Annotated in this window: 18 protein-coding genes, 2 tRNA genes, 1 rRNA gene and 1 pseudogene; 5 read left to right on the top strand and 17 right to left on the bottom strand. The window is 52.9% G+C overall.

Annotated elements, in window-relative coordinates; translation table 11 throughout:
* Window positions 1-51: 51 nt before the first annotated feature.
* The 3 genes from pnuC to J4685_RS20900 are packed head-to-tail and all read right to left on the bottom strand — an operon-like array spanning window position 52 to window position 2,204.
* A complete protein-coding gene (pnuC, locus tag J4685_RS20910) occupies window positions 52-780 on the bottom strand; it encodes a nicotinamide riboside transporter PnuC (protein ID WP_011233214.1) in 729 nt (242 codons plus the stop codon).
* A complete protein-coding gene (locus J4685_RS20905; protein WP_001182431.1) occupies window positions 780-1,475 on the bottom strand; it encodes a nucleoside phosphorylase in 696 nt (231 codons plus the stop codon). Before J4685_RS20905 ends, pnuC begins: the two co-directional genes overlap by 1 nt.
* A gap of 27 nt (window positions 1,476-1,502) precedes the next feature.
* Window positions 1,503-2,204, bottom strand: coding sequence for a Crp/Fnr family transcriptional regulator (locus J4685_RS20900; protein ID WP_001024343.1), 702 nt, complete (start codon window positions 2,202-2,204; stop codon window positions 1,503-1,505).
* Window positions 2,205-2,397: 193 nt separating this feature from the next.
* Here J4685_RS20900 and ppiC point away from each other — a divergent pair, with 193 nt between their 5' ends.
* Window positions 2,398-2,679 (top strand): peptidylprolyl isomerase PpiC, encoded by a 282-nt coding sequence (gene ppiC / locus J4685_RS20895; RefSeq protein WP_001096806.1) that lies wholly within the window; start codon window positions 2,398-2,400, stop codon window positions 2,677-2,679.
* Window positions 2,680-2,770: 91 nt separating this feature from the next.
* Here the strand turns inward: ppiC and ilvC are convergent, their stop codons facing one another.
* Window positions 2,771-4,246, bottom strand: coding sequence for a ketol-acid reductoisomerase (ilvC, locus tag J4685_RS20890; protein ID WP_000024943.1), 1,476 nt, complete (start codon window positions 4,244-4,246; stop codon window positions 2,771-2,773).
* A gap of 164 nt (window positions 4,247-4,410) precedes the next feature.
* Between ilvC and ilvY the strand changes: the two genes are divergently transcribed.
* Window positions 4,411-5,298 carry an HTH-type transcriptional activator IlvY gene (ilvY, locus tag J4685_RS20885; RefSeq protein ID WP_000365798.1) on the top strand — a complete coding sequence of 296 codons (888 nt, stop codon included), beginning with the start codon at window positions 4,411-4,413 and terminating at the stop codon, window positions 5,296-5,298.
* Window positions 5,299-5,300: 2 nt separating this feature from the next.
* Here the strand turns inward: ilvY and J4685_RS20880 are convergent, their stop codons facing one another.
* From J4685_RS20880 to ilvL, 9 genes are all read right to left on the bottom strand, one after another.
* Window positions 5,301-5,642 (bottom strand): helix-turn-helix domain-containing protein, encoded by a 342-nt coding sequence (locus J4685_RS20880; RefSeq protein WP_000560825.1) that lies wholly within the window; start codon window positions 5,640-5,642, stop codon window positions 5,301-5,303.
* Entirely contained in the window at window positions 5,639-5,956 is a 318-nt protein-coding gene (locus J4685_RS20875) for a type II toxin-antitoxin system RelE/ParE family toxin (RefSeq protein WP_000535853.1), read from the bottom strand. Before J4685_RS20875 ends, J4685_RS20880 begins: the two co-directional genes overlap by 4 nt.
* A 282-nt stretch (window positions 5,957-6,238) precedes the next feature.
* Entirely contained in the window at window positions 6,239-7,783 is a 1,545-nt protein-coding gene (gene ilvA, locus J4685_RS20870; RefSeq protein ID WP_010989250.1) for a threonine ammonia-lyase, biosynthetic, read from the bottom strand.
* 2 nt (window positions 7,784-7,785) lie between these two features.
* Complete coding sequence (gene ilvD, locus J4685_RS20865; protein ID WP_001127439.1) at window positions 7,786-9,636, bottom strand: dihydroxy-acid dehydratase; 1,851 nt, start codon at window positions 9,634-9,636, stop codon at window positions 7,786-7,788.
* A 156-nt stretch (window positions 9,637-9,792) separates the two neighbouring features.
* Window positions 9,793-10,722, bottom strand: coding sequence for a branched-chain-amino-acid transaminase (ilvE, locus tag J4685_RS20860; protein WP_000208527.1), 930 nt, complete (start codon window positions 10,720-10,722; stop codon window positions 9,793-9,795).
* Window positions 10,723-10,739: 17 nt separating this feature from the next.
* Complete coding sequence (gene ilvM / locus J4685_RS20855) at window positions 10,740-11,003, bottom strand: acetolactate synthase 2 small subunit (protein WP_000983260.1); 264 nt, start codon at window positions 11,001-11,003, stop codon at window positions 10,740-10,742.
* On the bottom strand, window positions 11,000-12,646 hold the full coding sequence (ilvG, locus tag J4685_RS20850) for an acetolactate synthase 2 catalytic subunit (RefSeq protein WP_001012562.1): 1,647 nt from the start codon (window positions 12,644-12,646) through the stop codon (window positions 11,000-11,002). The genes ilvM and ilvG overlap by 4 nt, the downstream gene beginning before the upstream one ends.
* A 2-nt stretch (window positions 12,647-12,648) precedes the next feature.
* Entirely contained in the window at window positions 12,649-12,699 is a 51-nt protein-coding gene (gene ilvX, locus J4685_RS20845) for a peptide IlvX (RefSeq protein ID WP_192930503.1), read from the bottom strand.
* Between the two features lie 86 nt (window positions 12,700-12,785).
* A complete protein-coding gene (ilvL, locus tag J4685_RS20840) occupies window positions 12,786-12,884 on the bottom strand; it encodes an ilv operon leader peptide (protein ID WP_001311244.1) in 99 nt (32 codons plus the stop codon).
* Between the two features lie 351 nt (window positions 12,885-13,235).
* Here ilvL and J4685_RS20835 point away from each other — a divergent pair.
* Both J4685_RS20835 and tnpA read left to right on the top strand, forming a co-directional pair.
* Window positions 13,236-14,756 (top strand): annotated as a pseudogene (locus J4685_RS20835) (YifB family Mg chelatase-like AAA ATPase).
* A gap of 169 nt (window positions 14,757-14,925) precedes the next feature.
* Window positions 14,926-15,384 carry an IS200/IS605-like element IS200F family transposase gene (tnpA, locus tag J4685_RS20830; RefSeq protein WP_000502114.1) on the top strand — a complete coding sequence of 153 codons (459 nt, stop codon included), beginning with the start codon at window positions 14,926-14,928 and terminating at the stop codon, window positions 15,382-15,384.
* Window positions 15,385-15,491: 107 nt separating this feature from the next.
* Here tnpA and maoP read toward each other — a convergent pair whose 3' ends face one another.
* Window positions 15,492-15,830 carry a macrodomain Ori organization protein MaoP gene (gene maoP / locus J4685_RS20825; RefSeq protein ID WP_000840996.1) on the bottom strand — a complete coding sequence of 113 codons (339 nt, stop codon included), beginning with the start codon at window positions 15,828-15,830 and terminating at the stop codon, window positions 15,492-15,494.
* A 106-nt stretch (window positions 15,831-15,936) separates the two neighbouring features.
* Between maoP and hdfR the strand changes: the two genes are divergently transcribed.
* Window positions 15,937-16,785, top strand: coding sequence for an HTH-type transcriptional regulator HdfR (hdfR, locus tag J4685_RS20820; RefSeq protein ID WP_001541181.1), 849 nt, complete (start codon window positions 15,937-15,939; stop codon window positions 16,783-16,785).
* A gap of 101 nt (window positions 16,786-16,886) precedes the next feature.
* On the opposite strand, the gene J4685_RS20815 is transcribed toward hdfR, so the two are convergent.
* The 3 genes from J4685_RS20815 to rrf all read right to left on the bottom strand — a co-directional run bounded on the left by J4685_RS20815 (window position 16,887) and on the right by rrf (window position 17,217).
* Window positions 16,887-16,962: transfer RNA gene (locus J4685_RS20815), tRNA-Trp, on the bottom strand.
* Between the two features lie 8 nt (window positions 16,963-16,970).
* A tRNA-Asp gene (locus J4685_RS20810) sits at window positions 16,971-17,047 on the bottom strand.
* A gap of 54 nt (window positions 17,048-17,101) precedes the next feature.
* Window positions 17,102-17,217: ribosomal RNA gene (gene rrf, locus J4685_RS20805) — 5S ribosomal RNA — on the bottom strand.
* Between the last annotated feature and the right edge of the window lie 4 nt (window positions 17,218-17,221).

The raw sequence follows: 17,221 nt of genomic DNA, 5'->3' as shown, positions 1-17,221 counted from the left end.
GAGGCCCAGAGAAGACCAGGCTGCTTTTTCAGGCAGCCTGGAAAAGGTCAATCAGCAGGCTCTGGCGGCAAGCGACGTATAGCCATTACGCTGTGCGCTCTTGATCCAACTGTAAGAACCCATTAGCGCGATCGCCGTCAGCAGAACATACTCAAGCGACATCGCATAAACGCCCTGTACTGCATAGATCACGACGCTAATTACATCAATAATCACCCACAGCAGCCAGTTTTCCACGTACTTGCGGGTCATCAGCACCATCGCCGCAATCGACAACACCAGCATGGTGGAATCCCAGAACGGGAACGCGTCCGGCTGGAGTTCAGGCATCGCCACCTGCATACCTACCGTTTGCAGCAGAGCGAGCATAACGCGGGTCAACATAGCGAAGACCGGATCGATAAACCACGTCATCAGCAGAATGCTAATAATACATATGCCCCCCAACCTCCATGTTTGTTGACAAGAAAGCCAGCGTACTTTCAGAGCGGCTTCCCGGGCGTCATTCTGCCGGCTCCATGCGTACCAGCCGTAAATATTCGCCGCAAAGAAAAACACCTGAAGTAGCAAGCTGGCATACAGTTGAATCTGAAAAAAGATGGCGGCAAACAGAGTGACGTTAATCAAGCCAAACAGGTAATTAATGATTTTTTCCCGGCTGGCGCACCAGATGCACAATAAGCCAAAGACGGTACCGATAGCCTCAATCCACGATAGCGCATACCCACCCTCGCCGAGAGGAATGTTGACCATTACATTGTTAATGCTGAAAAAGTCCATCATTGCTCTCCTTGCAAACTATCGAAATAAATGGCCTGAAGCGCCAGAGAAATCTGGCGCTCTTCACCTTGCTGGCACAAGGTTTCCTGCTGAACATAATGGTTAATGCTGCTCTCCAGACAGCCACTATGCGCGACGACCACGTTTAGCAACGACGCGGTACGCAGCCCACGTAACGCTCCCACCACCATCAGCGCGGCGGTTTCCATATCCGCGCCGAGAACTCCCCTGGCCGACCATTCGGCATCCAGTTCAGCTTCGCGATCGGTATAAAAACTGTCATGGCTGCGCACCAGCCCGCAAACGGCAGAGATGTTCATCTGTTTCGCCTGCTGTATCAGCGTGGCGGTAAGATAAGGGTCCGCACAGGCCGGATAACTGGCGGGCGCATAGGTTTTGCTGGCGCCGTCGTCAGCCACCGCGCCGCAACTACCGATACGGATTAGCGTGTTGACGCCAACCTGGCGTAACTCCTCAATGGCGATAGCGGTTGACGGTCCGCCGATTCCCGTGGAGAGCACGACTATTTCAACCCCCTGGTACCAGCCGCGCGCCGCGCGAAACTCCCGGTTTTGCCCCAGAATCTCAGCCTTATCAAGAAAACGGGCGATTCTATCCACCCGCCCGGGATCGCCGGGCAAAAGCGCATATTTCGCGCGGGTCATGCTTGTGTTAAGCCGAATATGGGGTTGCATCTCCCTCTCCTTATTGTTCTGAGAGGTTCAGATTTCCGCCTCCTGTTTGAGTTTTTCAGGAGCCAGTAAAATGATCCGCTCACCGTCGGTATCGATAATGTTCAGCGATTTCAGATCGTGCAGTATCCGGTTGATACTGCGCGTCGCCGCCGCAAATTCCTGACCAAGATTCTGCTTATCAAGCAAAATAGTGGTTGATTCATATTGTTGATAACGCAGCCATAATGCCTGGCATACGCGCTGATGCAGCGAGTACAAATTGTCGCTACTGGCCTTTTTCGACAACTGGTAATACTGTTGGCTGAAAAACCGCAGCATTCGCTGGTTAAAGTGGTTATCCAGCGCCAGCCAGCGGCAAAAATGTGCTTGCGGCAGGCTAAGTAGCTGTACATTGCCGACGGCTACGACAGAACAGATGTAATGCCGCGACTCAAATATCTCTAGCTCGCCCAGCATGTCTCCTTTGCCATAACGCGCCTGCCGGTAACGGCGTCCATCTTCAGCTTCGTAAAAAACATCCACTTCGCCGGCCACGATGAGCGAAAATTGCTGGCATGTTTCCCCCTGGCGGCAGATAAGCGCGCCGCGGGAAATGTCGTCAAATCGCCAGCACTGCATGATTTCCAACGGGCAGTATTTGAGTAATTCATAGAGCACTGGGTCGCGTACGACCTGGCGTAGCCCTAAAAGCCAGTCGTCTGGAAATTCTGCGTTTTTCATTATGTTCATGGTATCTCGCCCCTTGTCAGAAAGGACAGGACCGTCGTCCCGCCCATCCGAAATACGCCCGCTAAAAATGCCGCTTATCTCCCGGTTCATTAAATCAGGCGGGACATCTGTCCTGTAATGGCGAAGAGTATATGTCTGACGGCCTAAGGAGTGATAAAGTGACGGCCAATCTTTGCGACGTGAGAACACAATAATGGCAAAAATGGCAGCAGCACTGCATATTCTTGTAAAAGAAGAGAAACTGGCTTTAGATCTTCTGGAGCAAATTAAAAACGGCGGCGATTTTGAGAAGCTGGCGAAGAAGCATTCTATCTGCCCATCCGGTAAAAAAGGCGGTCATTTAGGCGAATTTCGTCAGGGCCAGATGGTTCCGGCATTCGATAAAGTAGTCTTTTCCTGCCCGGTACTGGAGCCAACCGGCCCACTGCATACCCAGTTCGGTTACCACATCATTAAGGTATTGTATCGTAAATAAAAAGCCGGGTGGCGGCTACGCCTTACCCGACCTACATCGTCTGCTTGATTTTGTCGGTCGGGTAAGCGCTAGCGCCACCCGACAAGGTATATCAACCCGCTACCGCAATACGCTTCATATCCGTCATATAGCCGCGCAGTTTCTTACCTACCTGCTCAATCGCATGACTACGAATCGCGTCGTTCACGTCGCGAAGCTGTGCGTTGTCTACCGCGCCTTCCGGGATAGCACTACCCAGATCGCCCGGTTGCAATTCCGCCATAAACGGTTTCAGTAGCGGTACGCAAGCGTAAGAGAACAGGTAGTTACCGTATTCTGCGGTATCGGAGATAACCACGTTCATTTCGTACAGGCGCTTACGGGCGATGGTGTTGGCAATCAGCGGCAACTCGTGCAGTGATTCGTAGTAAGCGGATTCTTCGATGATGCCGGAATCGACCATGGTTTCGAACGCTAGCTCAACGCCCGCTTTCACCATCGCGATCATCAGAACGCCTTTATCGAAGTACTCCTGCTCGCCGATTTTACCTTCAAACTGCGGCGCGGTTTCGAACGCGGTTTTACCGGTCTCTTCACGCCAGGTCAGCAGTTTCTTATCGTCGTTCGCCCAGTCAGCCATCATGCCGGAAGAGAATTCGCCGGAGATGATGTCATCCATGTGTTTCTGGAACAGCGGCGCCATAATCTCTTTCAGCTGTTCGGACAGCGCGTAAGCACGCAGTTTCGCCGGGTTAGACAGACGGTCCATCATCAGGGTGATGCCGCCCTGCTTCAGCGCTTCGGTGATGGTTTCCCAGCCGAACTGAATCAGTTTTTCGGCGTATGCCGGGTCGGTGCCTTCTGCCACCAGCTTGTCGAAGCACAGCAGAGAACCGGCCTGCAGCATACCGCACAGAATGGTCTGCTCGCCCATCAGGTCAGATTTCACTTCCGCCACGAAAGAAGATTCCAGTACGCCCGCACGGTGACCGCCGGTGGCCGCAGCCCAGGCTTTAGCAATCGCCATACCTTCGCCTTTCGGATCGTTTTCCGGGTGAACGGCGATCAGCGTTGGCACACCGAAGCCACGCTTGTATTCTTCACGTACTTCGGTGCCCGGGCACTTCGGTGCCACCATCACCACGGTGATGTCTTTACGGATCTGCTCGCCCACTTCGACGATGTTGAAGCCGTGGGAGTAACCCAGCGCTGCGCCGTCTTTCATCAGCGGCTGTACAGAACGTACAACGTCGGAGTGCTGTTTGTCCGGCGTAAGGTTAACCACCAGGTCAGCCTGCGGGATCAGCTCTTCGTAGGTGCCTACTTTGAAGCCGTTTTCGGTCGCTTTACGCCAGGAGGCGCGCTTCTCAGCAATAGCTTCTTTACGCAGGGCGTAGGAAATATCCAGACCGGAGTCACGCATGTTCAGGCCCTGGTTCAGACCCTGAGCGCCACAGCCGACGATGACCACTTTTTTACCCTGCAGGTAGCTCGCGCCGTCGGCGAATTCGTCGCGGCCCATAAAGCGACATTTACCCAGCTGCGCCAGCTGCTGGCGCAGATTCAGTGTATTAAAGTAGTTAGCCATGATGGTGTACTCCGTGATGTTGTGTTGTCGCGCTTATTGTTCGGTTTACAGATTGCTATCTGTGCGAATGAACCCACATTACAACAGGAAATTTATTGCGGAAATTGATATATTCACAACGTTATGTTGCGGTTTATGCAACGTCAAAAATCGGAGGTCTGTCTGTGGATTTACGCGATCTAAAAACCTTCCTGCATCTGGCGGAAAGCCGCCATTTTGGCCGCAGCGCGCGGGCGATGCATGTCAGTCCTTCCACCCTTTCCCGACAGATTCAGCGGCTGGAAGAAGACCTCGGCCAGCCGCTGTTTGTGCGCGATAACCGTACGGTCACGCTGACCGAAGCGGGTGAAGAGCTGCGAGTGTTTGCCCAACAGACGCTTTTGCAATATCAGCAGTTGCGCCATACCCTCGATCAGCAGGGGCCGTCCCTTTCCGGCGAACTCCATATCTTCTGTTCAGTGACTGCGGCGTACAGCCACCTGCCGCCGATTCTCGACCGTTTTCGCGCCGAACACCCTTCTGTTGAAATCAAATTGACGACCGGAGACGCCGCCGATGCGATGGAAAAGGTGGTAACGGGAGAAGCGGACCTGGCAATCGCCGGCAAACCAGAAACGCTGCCCGGCGCGGTGGCGTTTTCGATGCTGGAAAATCTGGCGGTGGTGCTGATCGCCCCGGCGCTGCCCTGCCCGGTGCGTAATCAGGTGTCGGTTGATAAGCCCGACTGGTCAACGGTGCCGTTTATCATGGCCGATCAGGGACCGGTACGCCGCCGCATTGAGCTGTGGTTTCGCCGCCATAAAATCAGCAATCCGCAGATTTACGCCACCGTCGGCGGTCACGAAGCGATGGTCTCAATGGTGGCGCTGGGCTGCGGCGTGGCGCTGCTGCCGGAAGTGGTGCTGGAAAACAGTCCGGAGCCGGTGCGCAACCGGGTGATGATTTTAGAACGCAGTGATGAAAAAACGCCGTTTGAGCTTGGCGTCTGCGCGCAAAAAAAGCGGCTGCATGAGCCGCTAATTGATGCGTTCTGGAAGATTTTACCGAATTAGTTTTACGGCCCTACCATTACCCGAACAGGCTTCCCAATACGGCTAAGCATATTCACCAGAGCATCAATGGTGAATTTGCTGCATTTCTTGTTGACGACATCCGAAACGCGCGGTCGGGATATATGCAAAACTGTAGCAACCTCGACTTGCTTCATCTGGTTTTGCGTAATCCAGAGGGTAATTTCTTCCATTAGCTGTTGTTTAATGGCTAACGTGTTTTCGATTTCATTCAGGGAATCAGCGTAAAACTTTTCTGCGTCCTGCTTATGAAACCCCAAATCAGCAAAAACATTACCGCCAGATGGCGTCACATGGCGAATATCACTATCAGTTTTGGCAATCACAAGCTGTTTCTCCGTTGTTGCACCACCCGGTTATAACGCGTTCTGGCGATGTTTTTATCATGCTGACTGGTTTGTTGCGTCTGTTTTTGGAAACTATGCAAAACGTAGAGTGCTTCTGCAAACTTAGCGACATACATAACGCGATAGATACCATTGTTGTTACGAATACGAATTTCATTTACCCCAGCCCCAATTTCTGAAAACGGTTTCCAGTCATCGGGTTCAATTCCATACTGAATTTTGTGAAGCTGATAACCGACTGCTTTACGTACCGTTATGGGAAAAGCCAGGAGATCCTCCAGAGAAGATCCCACCCATCGAATTTCTTTTTCATTGGAGAGAGCTCGGGTGAGTAACATAACATCTTTTTGTATAAAATTTTATACATTGTTTTTAGCAGGTGCAAGTGATGGCGGTGCTAACGATATGGTGAGCCGAGTTTCACCACAAGCAGATTGGGCGCCTTCTGGAAAACGTCTCGCAAAATGAAATGAGTGGATGCTCCGGGCTGGCAGGAAAGCCCAATAACTGAGGGAAGATAATATCTGGATATTAGGCCCACTTTACTTTGTGGGCCCGAAAAACTAAACGCTGAATTAACCCGCCAGAAAGAACCGGAACGCCGGGTTATTGCTCTCATCATGGCATTCATAGCCCAGTTCATGCAGCCGGGTTTCGAAATCCGGCTCATGATCGCCTAACTCGAACGCCGCCAGCACGCGGCCATAATCGGTACCGTGGCTGCGGTAATGGAATAGCGAAATATTCCAGTGCGTGCCAAGCGTATGCAGGAATTTGAGCAACGCGCCGGGCGACTCCGGAAATTCGAAACTATACAAACGCTCCTGTAATGGCTTGGAGGGGCGCCCGCCGACCATATAGCGCACATGCAGCTTCGCCATTTCATCGTCGGAGAGATCCACTACGCTATAACCGCCGTCGCACAGTTGGGTGATAATCTCTTTTCGTTCCTCCAGCCCCTGACTGACGCGTACGCCGACAAAAATACAGGCATGTTTCGCGTCGGCAAAACGGTAGTTAAATTCGGTGACCATACGCCCGCCAAGCAACTGGCAGAATTTGAGGAAGCTCCCCTTTTCTTCCGGAATGGTCACCGCCAGTAACGCTTCGCGCTGTTCCCCCAGCTCGCAGCGTTCAGACACATAGCGCAAGCCGTGGAAGTTGACGTTGGCGCCGGAAAGGACGTGCGCCAGGCGTTCGCCGCGAATATTGTGCTGGGCGATATATTTTTTCATCCCCGCCAGCGCCAGCGCGCCGGACGGCTCCGCCACCGCACGCACATCTTCAAACAGGTCTTTCATCGCCGCGCAGATCGCGTCGCTATCGACTGTAATAATGTCGTCGAGATATTCCTGGCACAGGCGGAAGGTTTCGTCGCCGATGCGTTTTACCGCCACGCCTTCAGCAAATAACCCAACGCGCGGGAGATCCACTGGATGACCGGCTTCCAACGCCGCTTTCAGGCAGGCGGAATCCTCCGCTTCGACGGCAATCACTTTGATTTGCGGCATCAATTGTTTGATCAGTACCGCTACGCCCGCCGCCAGGCCGCCGCCGCCAACCGGCACAAAGACACGATCGAGATGCGAATCCTGCTGAAGCAGTTCCAGCGCCAGCGTGCCCTGCCCGGCGATCACCATTGGGTGATCAAACGGCGGCACCCAGGTAAAACCCTGCTGCTGCGCCAGCTCAATAGCTTTCGCTTTCGCTTCATCAAAATTAGCGCCGTGCAACAGCACTTCGCCGCCAAAACCGCGTACCGCATCGACTTTAATATCCGCCGTTGCTTTTGGCATGACGATCAGAGACTTCACGCCAAGCCGCGCGGAGGAGAACGCCACGCCCTGTGCATGGTTCCCCGCCGACGCGGTAATCACGCCGTGGGCTTTTTGTTCTTCGGTCAATCCGGCCATCATCGCGTAAGCGCCGCGCAGCTTAAAGCTATGTACCGGCTGCCGGTCTTCGCGTTTGACGAGAATAACGTTGTCCAGACGTGACGAGAGCTTTTCCATTTTTTGCAGCGGCGTCACCTGCGCCGCTTCGTATACTGGCGCGCGTAGCACCGCGCGCAGATACTCCGCCCCTTCCGGCGCGACTGACAGAGGTTGAGATTCCGCCATCATCAACCTCCCAGTTTCGATTTATCGCGCACCGCGCCTTTATCGGCGCTGGTCGCCAGGCTGGCGTAGGCACGCAGGGCAAACGAAACCTGACGCTGACGATTTTTCGGCGTCCAGGCTTTATCGCCGCGAGCTTCCTGCGCCTCGCGGCGTGCGGCGATTTCAGCCTCGCTCAACTGCAACTGAATGCTGCGGTTCGGGATATCAATCGCAATGGTGTCGCCATCTTCAATCAGCGCAATAGTGCCGCCGCTGGCCGCTTCCGGCGAGACGTGGCCGATGGAAAGACCCGAAGTACCGCCGGAGAAACGCCCATCGGTGATGAGCGCGCAGGCTTTGCCCAGCCCCATCGACTTCAGGAAACTGGTCGGATAGAGCATTTCCTGCATTCCCGGCCCGCCTTTCGGCCCTTCGTAGCGGATTACGACCACATCGCCTTCCACTACTTTGCCGCCGAGAATCGCCTCTACCGCATCGTCCTGGCTTTCGTAAACTTTGGCAGGACCGGTAAATTTAAGGATGCTGTCATCCACGCCCGCGGTTTTTACGATGCAGCCGTTTTCGGCGAAGTTGCCATACAGCACCGCCAGACCGCCGTCTTTGCTATAGGCATATTCCAGCGAGCGGATGCAACCCGCTGCGCGGTCGTCATCCAGCGAATCCCAGCGACAATCCTGAGAGAACGCCTGGGTAGTACGGATACCGGCAGGGCCAGCACGGAACATTTTTTTAACCGCTTCGTCCTGCGTAACCGTGATGTCGTACTGTTCCAGCGTTTGCGGCAGCGTCAGGCCTAATACGTTTTTCACGTTGCGGTTCAGCAGCCCGGCGCGATCCAGCTCGCCTAAAATACCCAGCACACCGCCGGCACGGTGAACATCTTCCATATGGTATTTCTGGGTACTTGGCGCCACTTTACACAGCTGCGGCACCTTGCGGGACAGCTTGTCGATATCACTCATGGTGAAGTCGATTTCCGCTTCCTGCGCCGCCGCCAGTAGATGCAGAACGGTATTGGTCGAACCGCCCATCGCAATATCCAGCGTCATCGCATTCTCAAACGCCGCCTTGTTGGCGATGTTACGCGGCAGTGCGCTTTCGTCATCCTGCTCGTAATAGCGTTTAGTCAGTTCAACAATCCGCTTACCAGCATTGAGGAACAACTGCTTCCGGTCAGCATGGGTCGCCAGCAGCGAGCCGTTGCCCGGCTGCGACAGGCCCAGCGCTTCGGTCAGGCAATTCATGGAGTTAGCGGTAAACATGCCGGAGCAGGAGCCGCAGGTTGGACAGGCGGAGCGTTCAACCTGGTTACTTTGATCGTCAGAGACTTTCGGGTCCGCTCCCTGAATCATGGCATCAACCAGATCGAGCTTGATGATCTGATCGGACAGTTTGGTTTTCCCGGCTTCCATCGGGCCGCCGGAGACAAAGATCACCGGAATATTCAGGCGCAGCGAGGCCATGAGCATCCCTGGGGTGATTTTGTCGCAGTTGGAGATACACACCATCGCGTCAGCGCAGTGAGCGTTCACCATGTACTCCACGGAGTCGGCGATCAGCTCGCGCGACGGCAGTGAATAGAGCATACCCCCGTGCCCCATGGCGATCCCGTCATCCACGGCAATAGTGTTGAACTCTTTCGCCACACCGCCGGAAGCTTCAATCTGTTCGGCGACCAGCTTACCGAGATCGCGCAGATGAACGTGACCCGGCACAAACTGAGTGAATGAGTTCACCACGGCGATAATCGGTTTGCCAAAATCACTGTCGGTCATTCCGGTGGCGCGCCACAGCGCGCGGGCACCCGCCATATTACGACCATGAGTGGTGGTGGCGGAACGGTACTTAGGCATGCTTTATTTACTCCCCATCTTTTCCCTTCATACTTCACGCCACAGGTGCGTTGGCTGCCTCACTCCAGTCACTTACTACAGTAAGCTCCAGGGGATTCGCTGCGTTGCCGCCTTCCTGTGACGCAAATTATTTTGGGAAAATATTAATTTTATTTATTATGAAATTACCGGATCCAACCAGCCCCATTTATCCTCGGTTTCTCCAGTGAAGAGACCAAAGAAGGCTTGTTGGATACGCTTGGTAACAGGGCCGCAACGGCCTTCGCCTACCTGGATACCATCAACGCTGCGTACCGGAGTAATTTCTGCCGCAGTTCCGGACATAAACACTTCGTCGGCCAGATACAGCGATTCACGGGACAGCACCTGCTCACGCACTTCAATACCCAGCTCTTTCGCCAGTTTGATGATCGCGTCGCGAGTAATGCCTGGCAGCGCGGAAGAGGTAAACGGCGGAGTAAACAGCACGCCATCTTTTACCTCAAACAGGTTTTCGCCTGCGCCTTCGGATATATAGCCGTTTACATCCAGGGCGATGCCTTCCTGATAGCCGTGGCGGCGCGCTTCGCTACCCACCAGCAGTGAGGAAAGATAGTTCCCGCCCGCTTTGGCGGCGGTCGGAATGGTGTTCGGCGCAGCGCGGTTCCAGGAAGAAACCATCGCATCGATCCCCTGATCCAGCGCTTCGGCGCCCAGGTATGCCCCCCACGGGAACGCGGCGATGATGACGTCAGTGGTGTATCCCGGGGGCGGGTTAACGCCCATACCGACATCGCCTACAAATACCAACGGACGGATATAGGCGCTGGTCAGATTATTTTTACGAATTACGTCGCGGCAGGCTTCCATCAGCTCATCAATGCTCTGGGAAACCGGAAAACGATAAATTTTTGCTGAGTCGCGCAGGCGCTGCATATGTTCACGATGACGAAACACTACCGGGCCTTTGTGAGAGTCGTAGCACCGAATCCCTTCAAATACCGACGTACCGTAGTGCAGCGCGTGAGACATTACGTGAACCTTCGCGTCTTCCCAGCGCACCATCTCGCCATTGAACCAAATGTAATCAGCTTTTTTCGTCGTCATTTTTCTTCCTTTTGCGCTCAGGCGCGGATTTGTTGTGATGTGGCAGCGCTCTGGCAGATTGCGACATGCGCAACATCTACCAGTTTACTTAACTGACTAAACAGTAAGTCGACCGACCGGGGACTGGCAACGGTCAATTCAATATTTATATTCTGCGCATCGGTCGCGGCTTCCATATTCATGGAGCACACCTGAAAACCACGATGGCGCACCACGCGTAAAACACGTTCTAAGGTTTCTGGATTAAAGCGTGCCGATACATTGACCTGATGTTGCATCATGATAATTTCTCCAGCATTTCAGAGTTACTGGCGCCAGGCGGCACCAACGGCCAGACATTTTCAAGTTCGTCGATTGAGACGTGAAGCAGGTACGGCCCTTCGCTTGCCAACATCGTGTCGAGTGCCGCTTCAACCTGGTCTTTACGAGTAATGTGCTGGCCTGGAATGCCGAAGGTGCTGGCCAGCATGAGGAAATCGGGGTTATCGGTCAGGGTGGTTTCGCTATATCGCTCCTGGAAAAACAGTTGCTGCCATTGTCGAACCATCCCTAACCGCTGGTTGTCGAGTAAGACTATCTTCAACGGTAACTGCTTGCGTTTTACGGTGCCCAACTCCTGAACATTCATCATGAAGGAGCCGTCACCGGAGATACAGATAACGGTATCATTCGGTCGCGCTACCTGCGCGCCAACGGCCGCCGGTAAGCCGAATCCCATCGTCCCCAGACCGCTGGAAGTGATGAAGTTCTCCGGGCGGGTGTAAGTCATATGCTGGGCTGACCACATCTGATGCTGCCCCACATCCGTCGTCACCACACTGTCTGCGGGTTTGCGTTCCGACAATTGCTTCAACAACAACGGCGCATAGATAGTCTCGCCAGGATGGTCATAGCGCCAGGCGTGTTCTGCGCGCAGCTCTGCACAAGACTGACGCCATGCGTCGATCTTCAGCGGTTGCTGTAATGCCGGCAACAGCGAATTTAAATCGCCCTGCAACGCGACGTGTGCCTGACGCAGTTTGTTCATTTCCGCCGGGTCGATATCCATATGGATTACGCTGGCGTTAGGCGCAAACGTATTCAGCTTACCGGTCACCCGGTCATCAAAACGTGCACCCACTGCGATCAGTAAATCACACTCTTGCACCGCGAAATTAGCCGCTTTAGTACCGTGCATTCCCAGCATGCCCAGATAGTACGGATAATCAGCTTCAACAGCCCCCAGACCTTTCAGCGTGCAGGTAACTGGCATTTGCGTTACCTCGATAAATTTACGCAGCGCCGGAACCGCCTTCGCCATACCAACACCACCGCCGACGTACAGCATGGGTTTTTTCGCCTGTTCCAGCATCTGGCGCGCCTGTTCCACATCAGCCTGCGGGAAAGTCGCTTCGTTATCGACGGTAGTAAACCAGGGTTCCAGCTCACCGCTGGCCAACTGGATATCTTTCGGGATATCCACCAGAACGGGTCCGGGACGGCCAGCGTTGGCGACTTCAAAAGCCTCCGCCATGATGCGCGGCAACTCTGCCAGCGACTGCACCAGGAAGCTGTGTTTGGTACAGGCCAGCGACAGCCCTAACACATCCACCTCCTGGAACGCATCGGTACCGATGAACGGGGCGGAAACCTGACCCGTGATCGCGACAACGGGGACCGAATCTAACAACGCATCCGCCAGGCCAGTGATCAGGTTAGTGGCGCCAGGGCCCGAGGTGGCGATACAAACACCGGTTTTGCCAGTAGAACGGGCATAACCGATTGCCGCCATTGCGGCACCCTGCTCGTGTCGGCACAACAAATGCTCCACACCACCGTCATACAACGCGTCGTAAACCGGCATAATTGCGCCGCCAGGATAACCAAATACGGTTTTCACCCCCTGCGCTCGCAAAGCATGTACCACCCACTGTGCCCCGTTCATAGTTACATCCCCGTCGTAAATCTTGAGAAACAGAATTTTATGCTGTTATTCACGCTCTGCTCCTCGCTTAAGTTTTTCAGGCCAAAAAAAAACCCCGGACCTTTCGGTGCGGGGGTCTTAGTTCGTTAAGGCTTGATTTCTAAGCCTTTCCTCGTCCAAGTGCAGCCCCGCACGGTGGGATAATAATCACCACCACGCTAATCACGACCAGGCTAATCACTCGTAGAAGGGCTGTCATTTTTGTCTATTCTTGCATCTTGTTCGAAGGAATACCTAAAGAGTTACCATAGGTTTTGCCAATAGCACAAGATATTTTTTTAACCACGTTTCAGATAATGCAGGTGAATGCCTAAAAGGGCTTTGTTTTTTATAAGAAAAATTAGCAACTGAAAAATTTTCACGTTTTCCTCCCCCTTTTGGTGCGCTTTACACCCTGTTTTCCTTCTTTTCGCTTCTGCGAGCGTTCTTCCAGTTTGATGTTTCTTACCTGAAAATGACGCCAAAATTCAGGAATCAGCCGCTAAAAAACAAAAAGTCAGTAATTCGATTTTCTCTTCTATTCCGCATAATCCACGTAACAGGAGGGATTATGTCACTGGCGATTGTTCATACTCGCGCCGCACTTGGCGTCAATGCGCCGCCTATCACTATAGAGGTGCATATCAGTAATGGATTACCGGGATTAACCATGGTTGGCCTACCGGAAACCACGGTAAAAGAGGCGCGTGACCGGGTACGTAGTGCGATTATTAATAGCGGATATGAATTTCCGGCTAAAAAAATAACTATTAACCTTGCTCCAGCCGATCTACCGAAAGAGGGCGGAAGGTATGACCTGCCTATTGCTGTTGCGCTTCTGGCCGCGTCTGAGCAGCTTACAGCGTCGAATCTTGAGGCATATGAGCTGGTGGGTGAGTTAGCGCTTACAGGCGCATTACGCGGCGTTCCTGGCGCAATATCAAGTGCAACGGAAGCCATCAGGGCCGGCAGAAATATTATCGTCGCAACAGAGAACGCGGCGGAGGTTGGGCTTATCAGCAAAGAAGGATGTTTTATCGCCGATCATCTACAAACCGTCTGCGCCTTTCTGGAAGGGAAACACGCCCTGGAAAGACCTTTAGCTCAGGATATGGCATCGTCTACCGCAACTGCCGATCTTCGCGATGTGATCGGTCAGGAGCAGGGTAAACGCGGCCTGGAGATTACAGCGGCAGGGGGACATAATCTGCTATTGATCGGCCCGCCGGGTACGGGTAAAACCATGCTGGCCAGTCGACTGAGCGGGATTCTTCCACCATTAAGCAATGAAGAGGCGTTGGAAAGCGCCGCGATCCTCAGTCTGGTTAATGCCGATACGGTACAAAAACGATGGCAGCAACGTCCCTTTCGCTCACCTCATCATAGCGCCTCACTTACTGCTATGGTCGGCGGCGGCGCAATACCCGCCCCGGGAGAGATATCGCTGGCGCACAACGGAATTTTATTCCTTGATGAATTGCCTGAATTTGAACGACGCACACTGGATGCGCTACGTGAACCTATAGAATCCGGTCAAATTCATTTATCCCGTACCAGAGCGAAAATAACGTACCCTGCCAGGTTCCAGTTAATCGCCGCAATGAATCCCAGCCCGACCGGACATTATCAGGGAAACCATAATCGCTGCACGCCAGAACAGACACTACGTTACCTTAATCGGTTGTCAGGCCCGTTTCTTGATCGTTTTGACCTTTCGCTTGAGATACCGCCTCCTCCGCCCGGGATTCTTAGCCAACACGCCTCAAAGGGTGAGAGCAGCGCTACGGTAAAAAAGCGGGTCATCGCCGCCCATGAACGGCAGTACCGACGCCAGAAGAAGTTAAACGCGCGTCTGGAGGGTCGCGAAATCCAAAAATATTGTGTTTTACATCACGATGACGCCCGCTGGCTTGAAGACACGCTGGTGCATCTTGGATTATCCATTCGCGCCTGGCAGCGTTTACTAAAAGTTGCCAGAACCATTGCCGACATAGAACTGGCTGACTAGATCTCGCGTCAGCATTTGCAGGAGGCGGTAAGCTATCGGGCGATAGACAGGTTGTTAATTCATTTGCAAAAGCTGTTGGCGTAAAAAAAGGGCATTACGCCCTTTTTATTGTCTATGGAAAACCCCCAGCTAGGCTGGGGGTTCCGGAAAGCTTTCAGCTTTAAGCCAGTTATTAAAACCCCTTTTGATTTGTTAAAACATCTTGCGGTCTGGCAACTGCAAAAGTTCAACAAGAAATCAAAAGGGGGTCCCAATGGGGGACGAAAAGAGCTTAGCGCACACCCGATGGAACTGTAAATATCACATAGTTTTCGCGCCAAAATACCGAAGACAGGCGTTCTACGGAGAGAAGCGTAGAGCGGTAGGCAGCATTTTAAGGAAACTATGTGAGTGGAAAAATGTGAACATTCTGGAAGCGGAATGCTGTGCAGATCATATCCATATGCTTCTGGAGATCCCGCCGAAGATGAGCGTGTCAGGGTTTATGGGTTATCTGAAGGGAAAAAGTAGCCTGATGCTTTATGAGCAGTTTGGCGATTTGAAATTCAAATACAGGAACAGGGAGTTCTGGTGCAGAGGGTACTACGTCGATACGGTGGGTAAGAACACGGCGAAGATACAGGATTACATAAAGCACCAGCTTGAAGAGGATAAAATGGGTGAGCAGTTATCGATCCCTTATCCTAGCAGCCCGTTTACGGGCCGTAAGTAACGAAGTTTGATGCAAATGTCAGATCGTATGCGCCTGTTAGGGCGCGGCTGGTAAGAGAGCCTTACAGGCGCATCAGAAAAACCTCCGGCTATGCCGGAGGATATTTATTAATCATCAGCTTCGGTGTAGTCTTCTGCGCCTTCAACTTGCGGCTTGCCGCCAGACAAGGTGTGGAAGCGTTTTGGACGCTTGATACGCGTCATATACTTGGACCAGACGCGTTCTGCATCCGTTACCGGCTCGCGTTCACCGCGACATACCGCTACAAACAGCTTCTCTTCTTCAGTCACAGGCTCACGCTTGCCAAGATCCAGATCATTAAAGGCATGACCATGACGCTCAAGCAGTTGTGCCTCTTTAATCGTGAAATCACCGTGACGAGAGAATCCACGTGGATAATGTTTATTGTCAAAATATCGATTAGTCGTCGTAAAGCTTTCCGCCATCCTGCACGCTCCTAATTCTTTGTCTGAGCTATTTATGGCGCGGAGTATTAGTTACGCTTGACAGAGTGTAAAACAAAACATTTAAATCATAACGAAAAATAATTTTGTGGAGAGCACAGTGGATACGGAATTGTTAAAAACTTTCCTGGAAGTTAGCCGGACACGCCATTTCGGGCGGGCCGCAGAAGCACTTTACCTGACGCAATCCGCGGTGAGCTTTCGTATCAGGCAACTGGAGAATCAACTGGGCGTAAACCTTTTTACGCGGCACAGAAACAATATCCGTTTAACCACGGCTGGCGAAAAACTTTTACCGTATGCGGAAACGCTGATGAATACGTGGCAGGCGGCACGTAAAGAGGTGGCGCATACCTCACGCCATAACGAGTTTTCCATCGGCGCCAGCGCGTCTTTATGGGAGTGTATGCTTAACGCCTGGCTGGGTCGACTGTACCAACTACAGGAGCCGCAAAGCGGCCTGCAGTTCGAAGCCAGAATCGCTCAACGGCAATCGCTTGTGAAGCAACTTCATGAACGCCAGCTTGATCTCCTCATTACTACCGAAGCGCCCAAAATGGATGAGTTCAGCAGTCAGCTGTTAGGGCACTTCACTTTGGCGTTATATTGCAGCAGCCCTGCCCGTAAGAAATCAGAACTCAATTATCTGCGGCTGGAGTGGGGACCAGACTTCCAACAGCATGAAACAGGGCTGATCGCAGCAGATGAAGTACCGGTATTAACAACCAGCTCAGCCGAACTCGCCCGACAGCAGCTTAGCGCATTAAATGGCTGTAGCTGGCTTCCTGTAAACTGGGCAAATGAAAAGGGCGGATTACATACCGTTGCCGACAGCGCAACGCTTTCACGGCCGCTATACGCCATTTGGCTGCAAAACAGCGATAAATACTCGCTGATCTGCGATCTGTTAAAAACGGATGTGCTGGATGAACAATGAAAATGATGAAAAGAAAAAGAAGGGAACTTACGATTACCTGATCAGATAATCAGGTAATTTCAGGCAAAAAAAAATCCTTAGCAGATGCTAAGGATTATTTCTGGCAGGGGCGGAGAGACTCGAACTCCCAACACCCGGTTTTGGAGACCGGTGCTCTACCAATTGAACTACGCCCCTAATTAGGGTGGCGGAACGGACGGGACTCGAACCCGCGACCCCCTGCGTGACAGGCAGGTATTCTAACCAACTGAACTACCGCTCCACCGAATTCTTTTACAACCACTTATTTTTACATCAATTTACTGCTTAATTTGATGCCTGGCAGTTCCCTACTCTCGCATGGGGAGACCCCACACTACCATCGGCGCTACGGCGTTTCACTTCTGAGTTCGGCATGGGGTCAGGTGGGACCACCGCGCTACTGCCGCCAGGCAAA

The sequence above is a fragment of the Salmonella sp. 32100201201700099SM genome, from assembly GCF_017572645.1.
In the GTDB taxonomy this organism is placed as follows: Bacteria; Pseudomonadota; Gammaproteobacteria; order Enterobacterales; family Enterobacteriaceae; genus Salmonella; species Salmonella enterica.
Note: the sequence above shows the minus strand (reverse complement) of the source record. Positions and strands in the feature narration are given on the sequence as shown.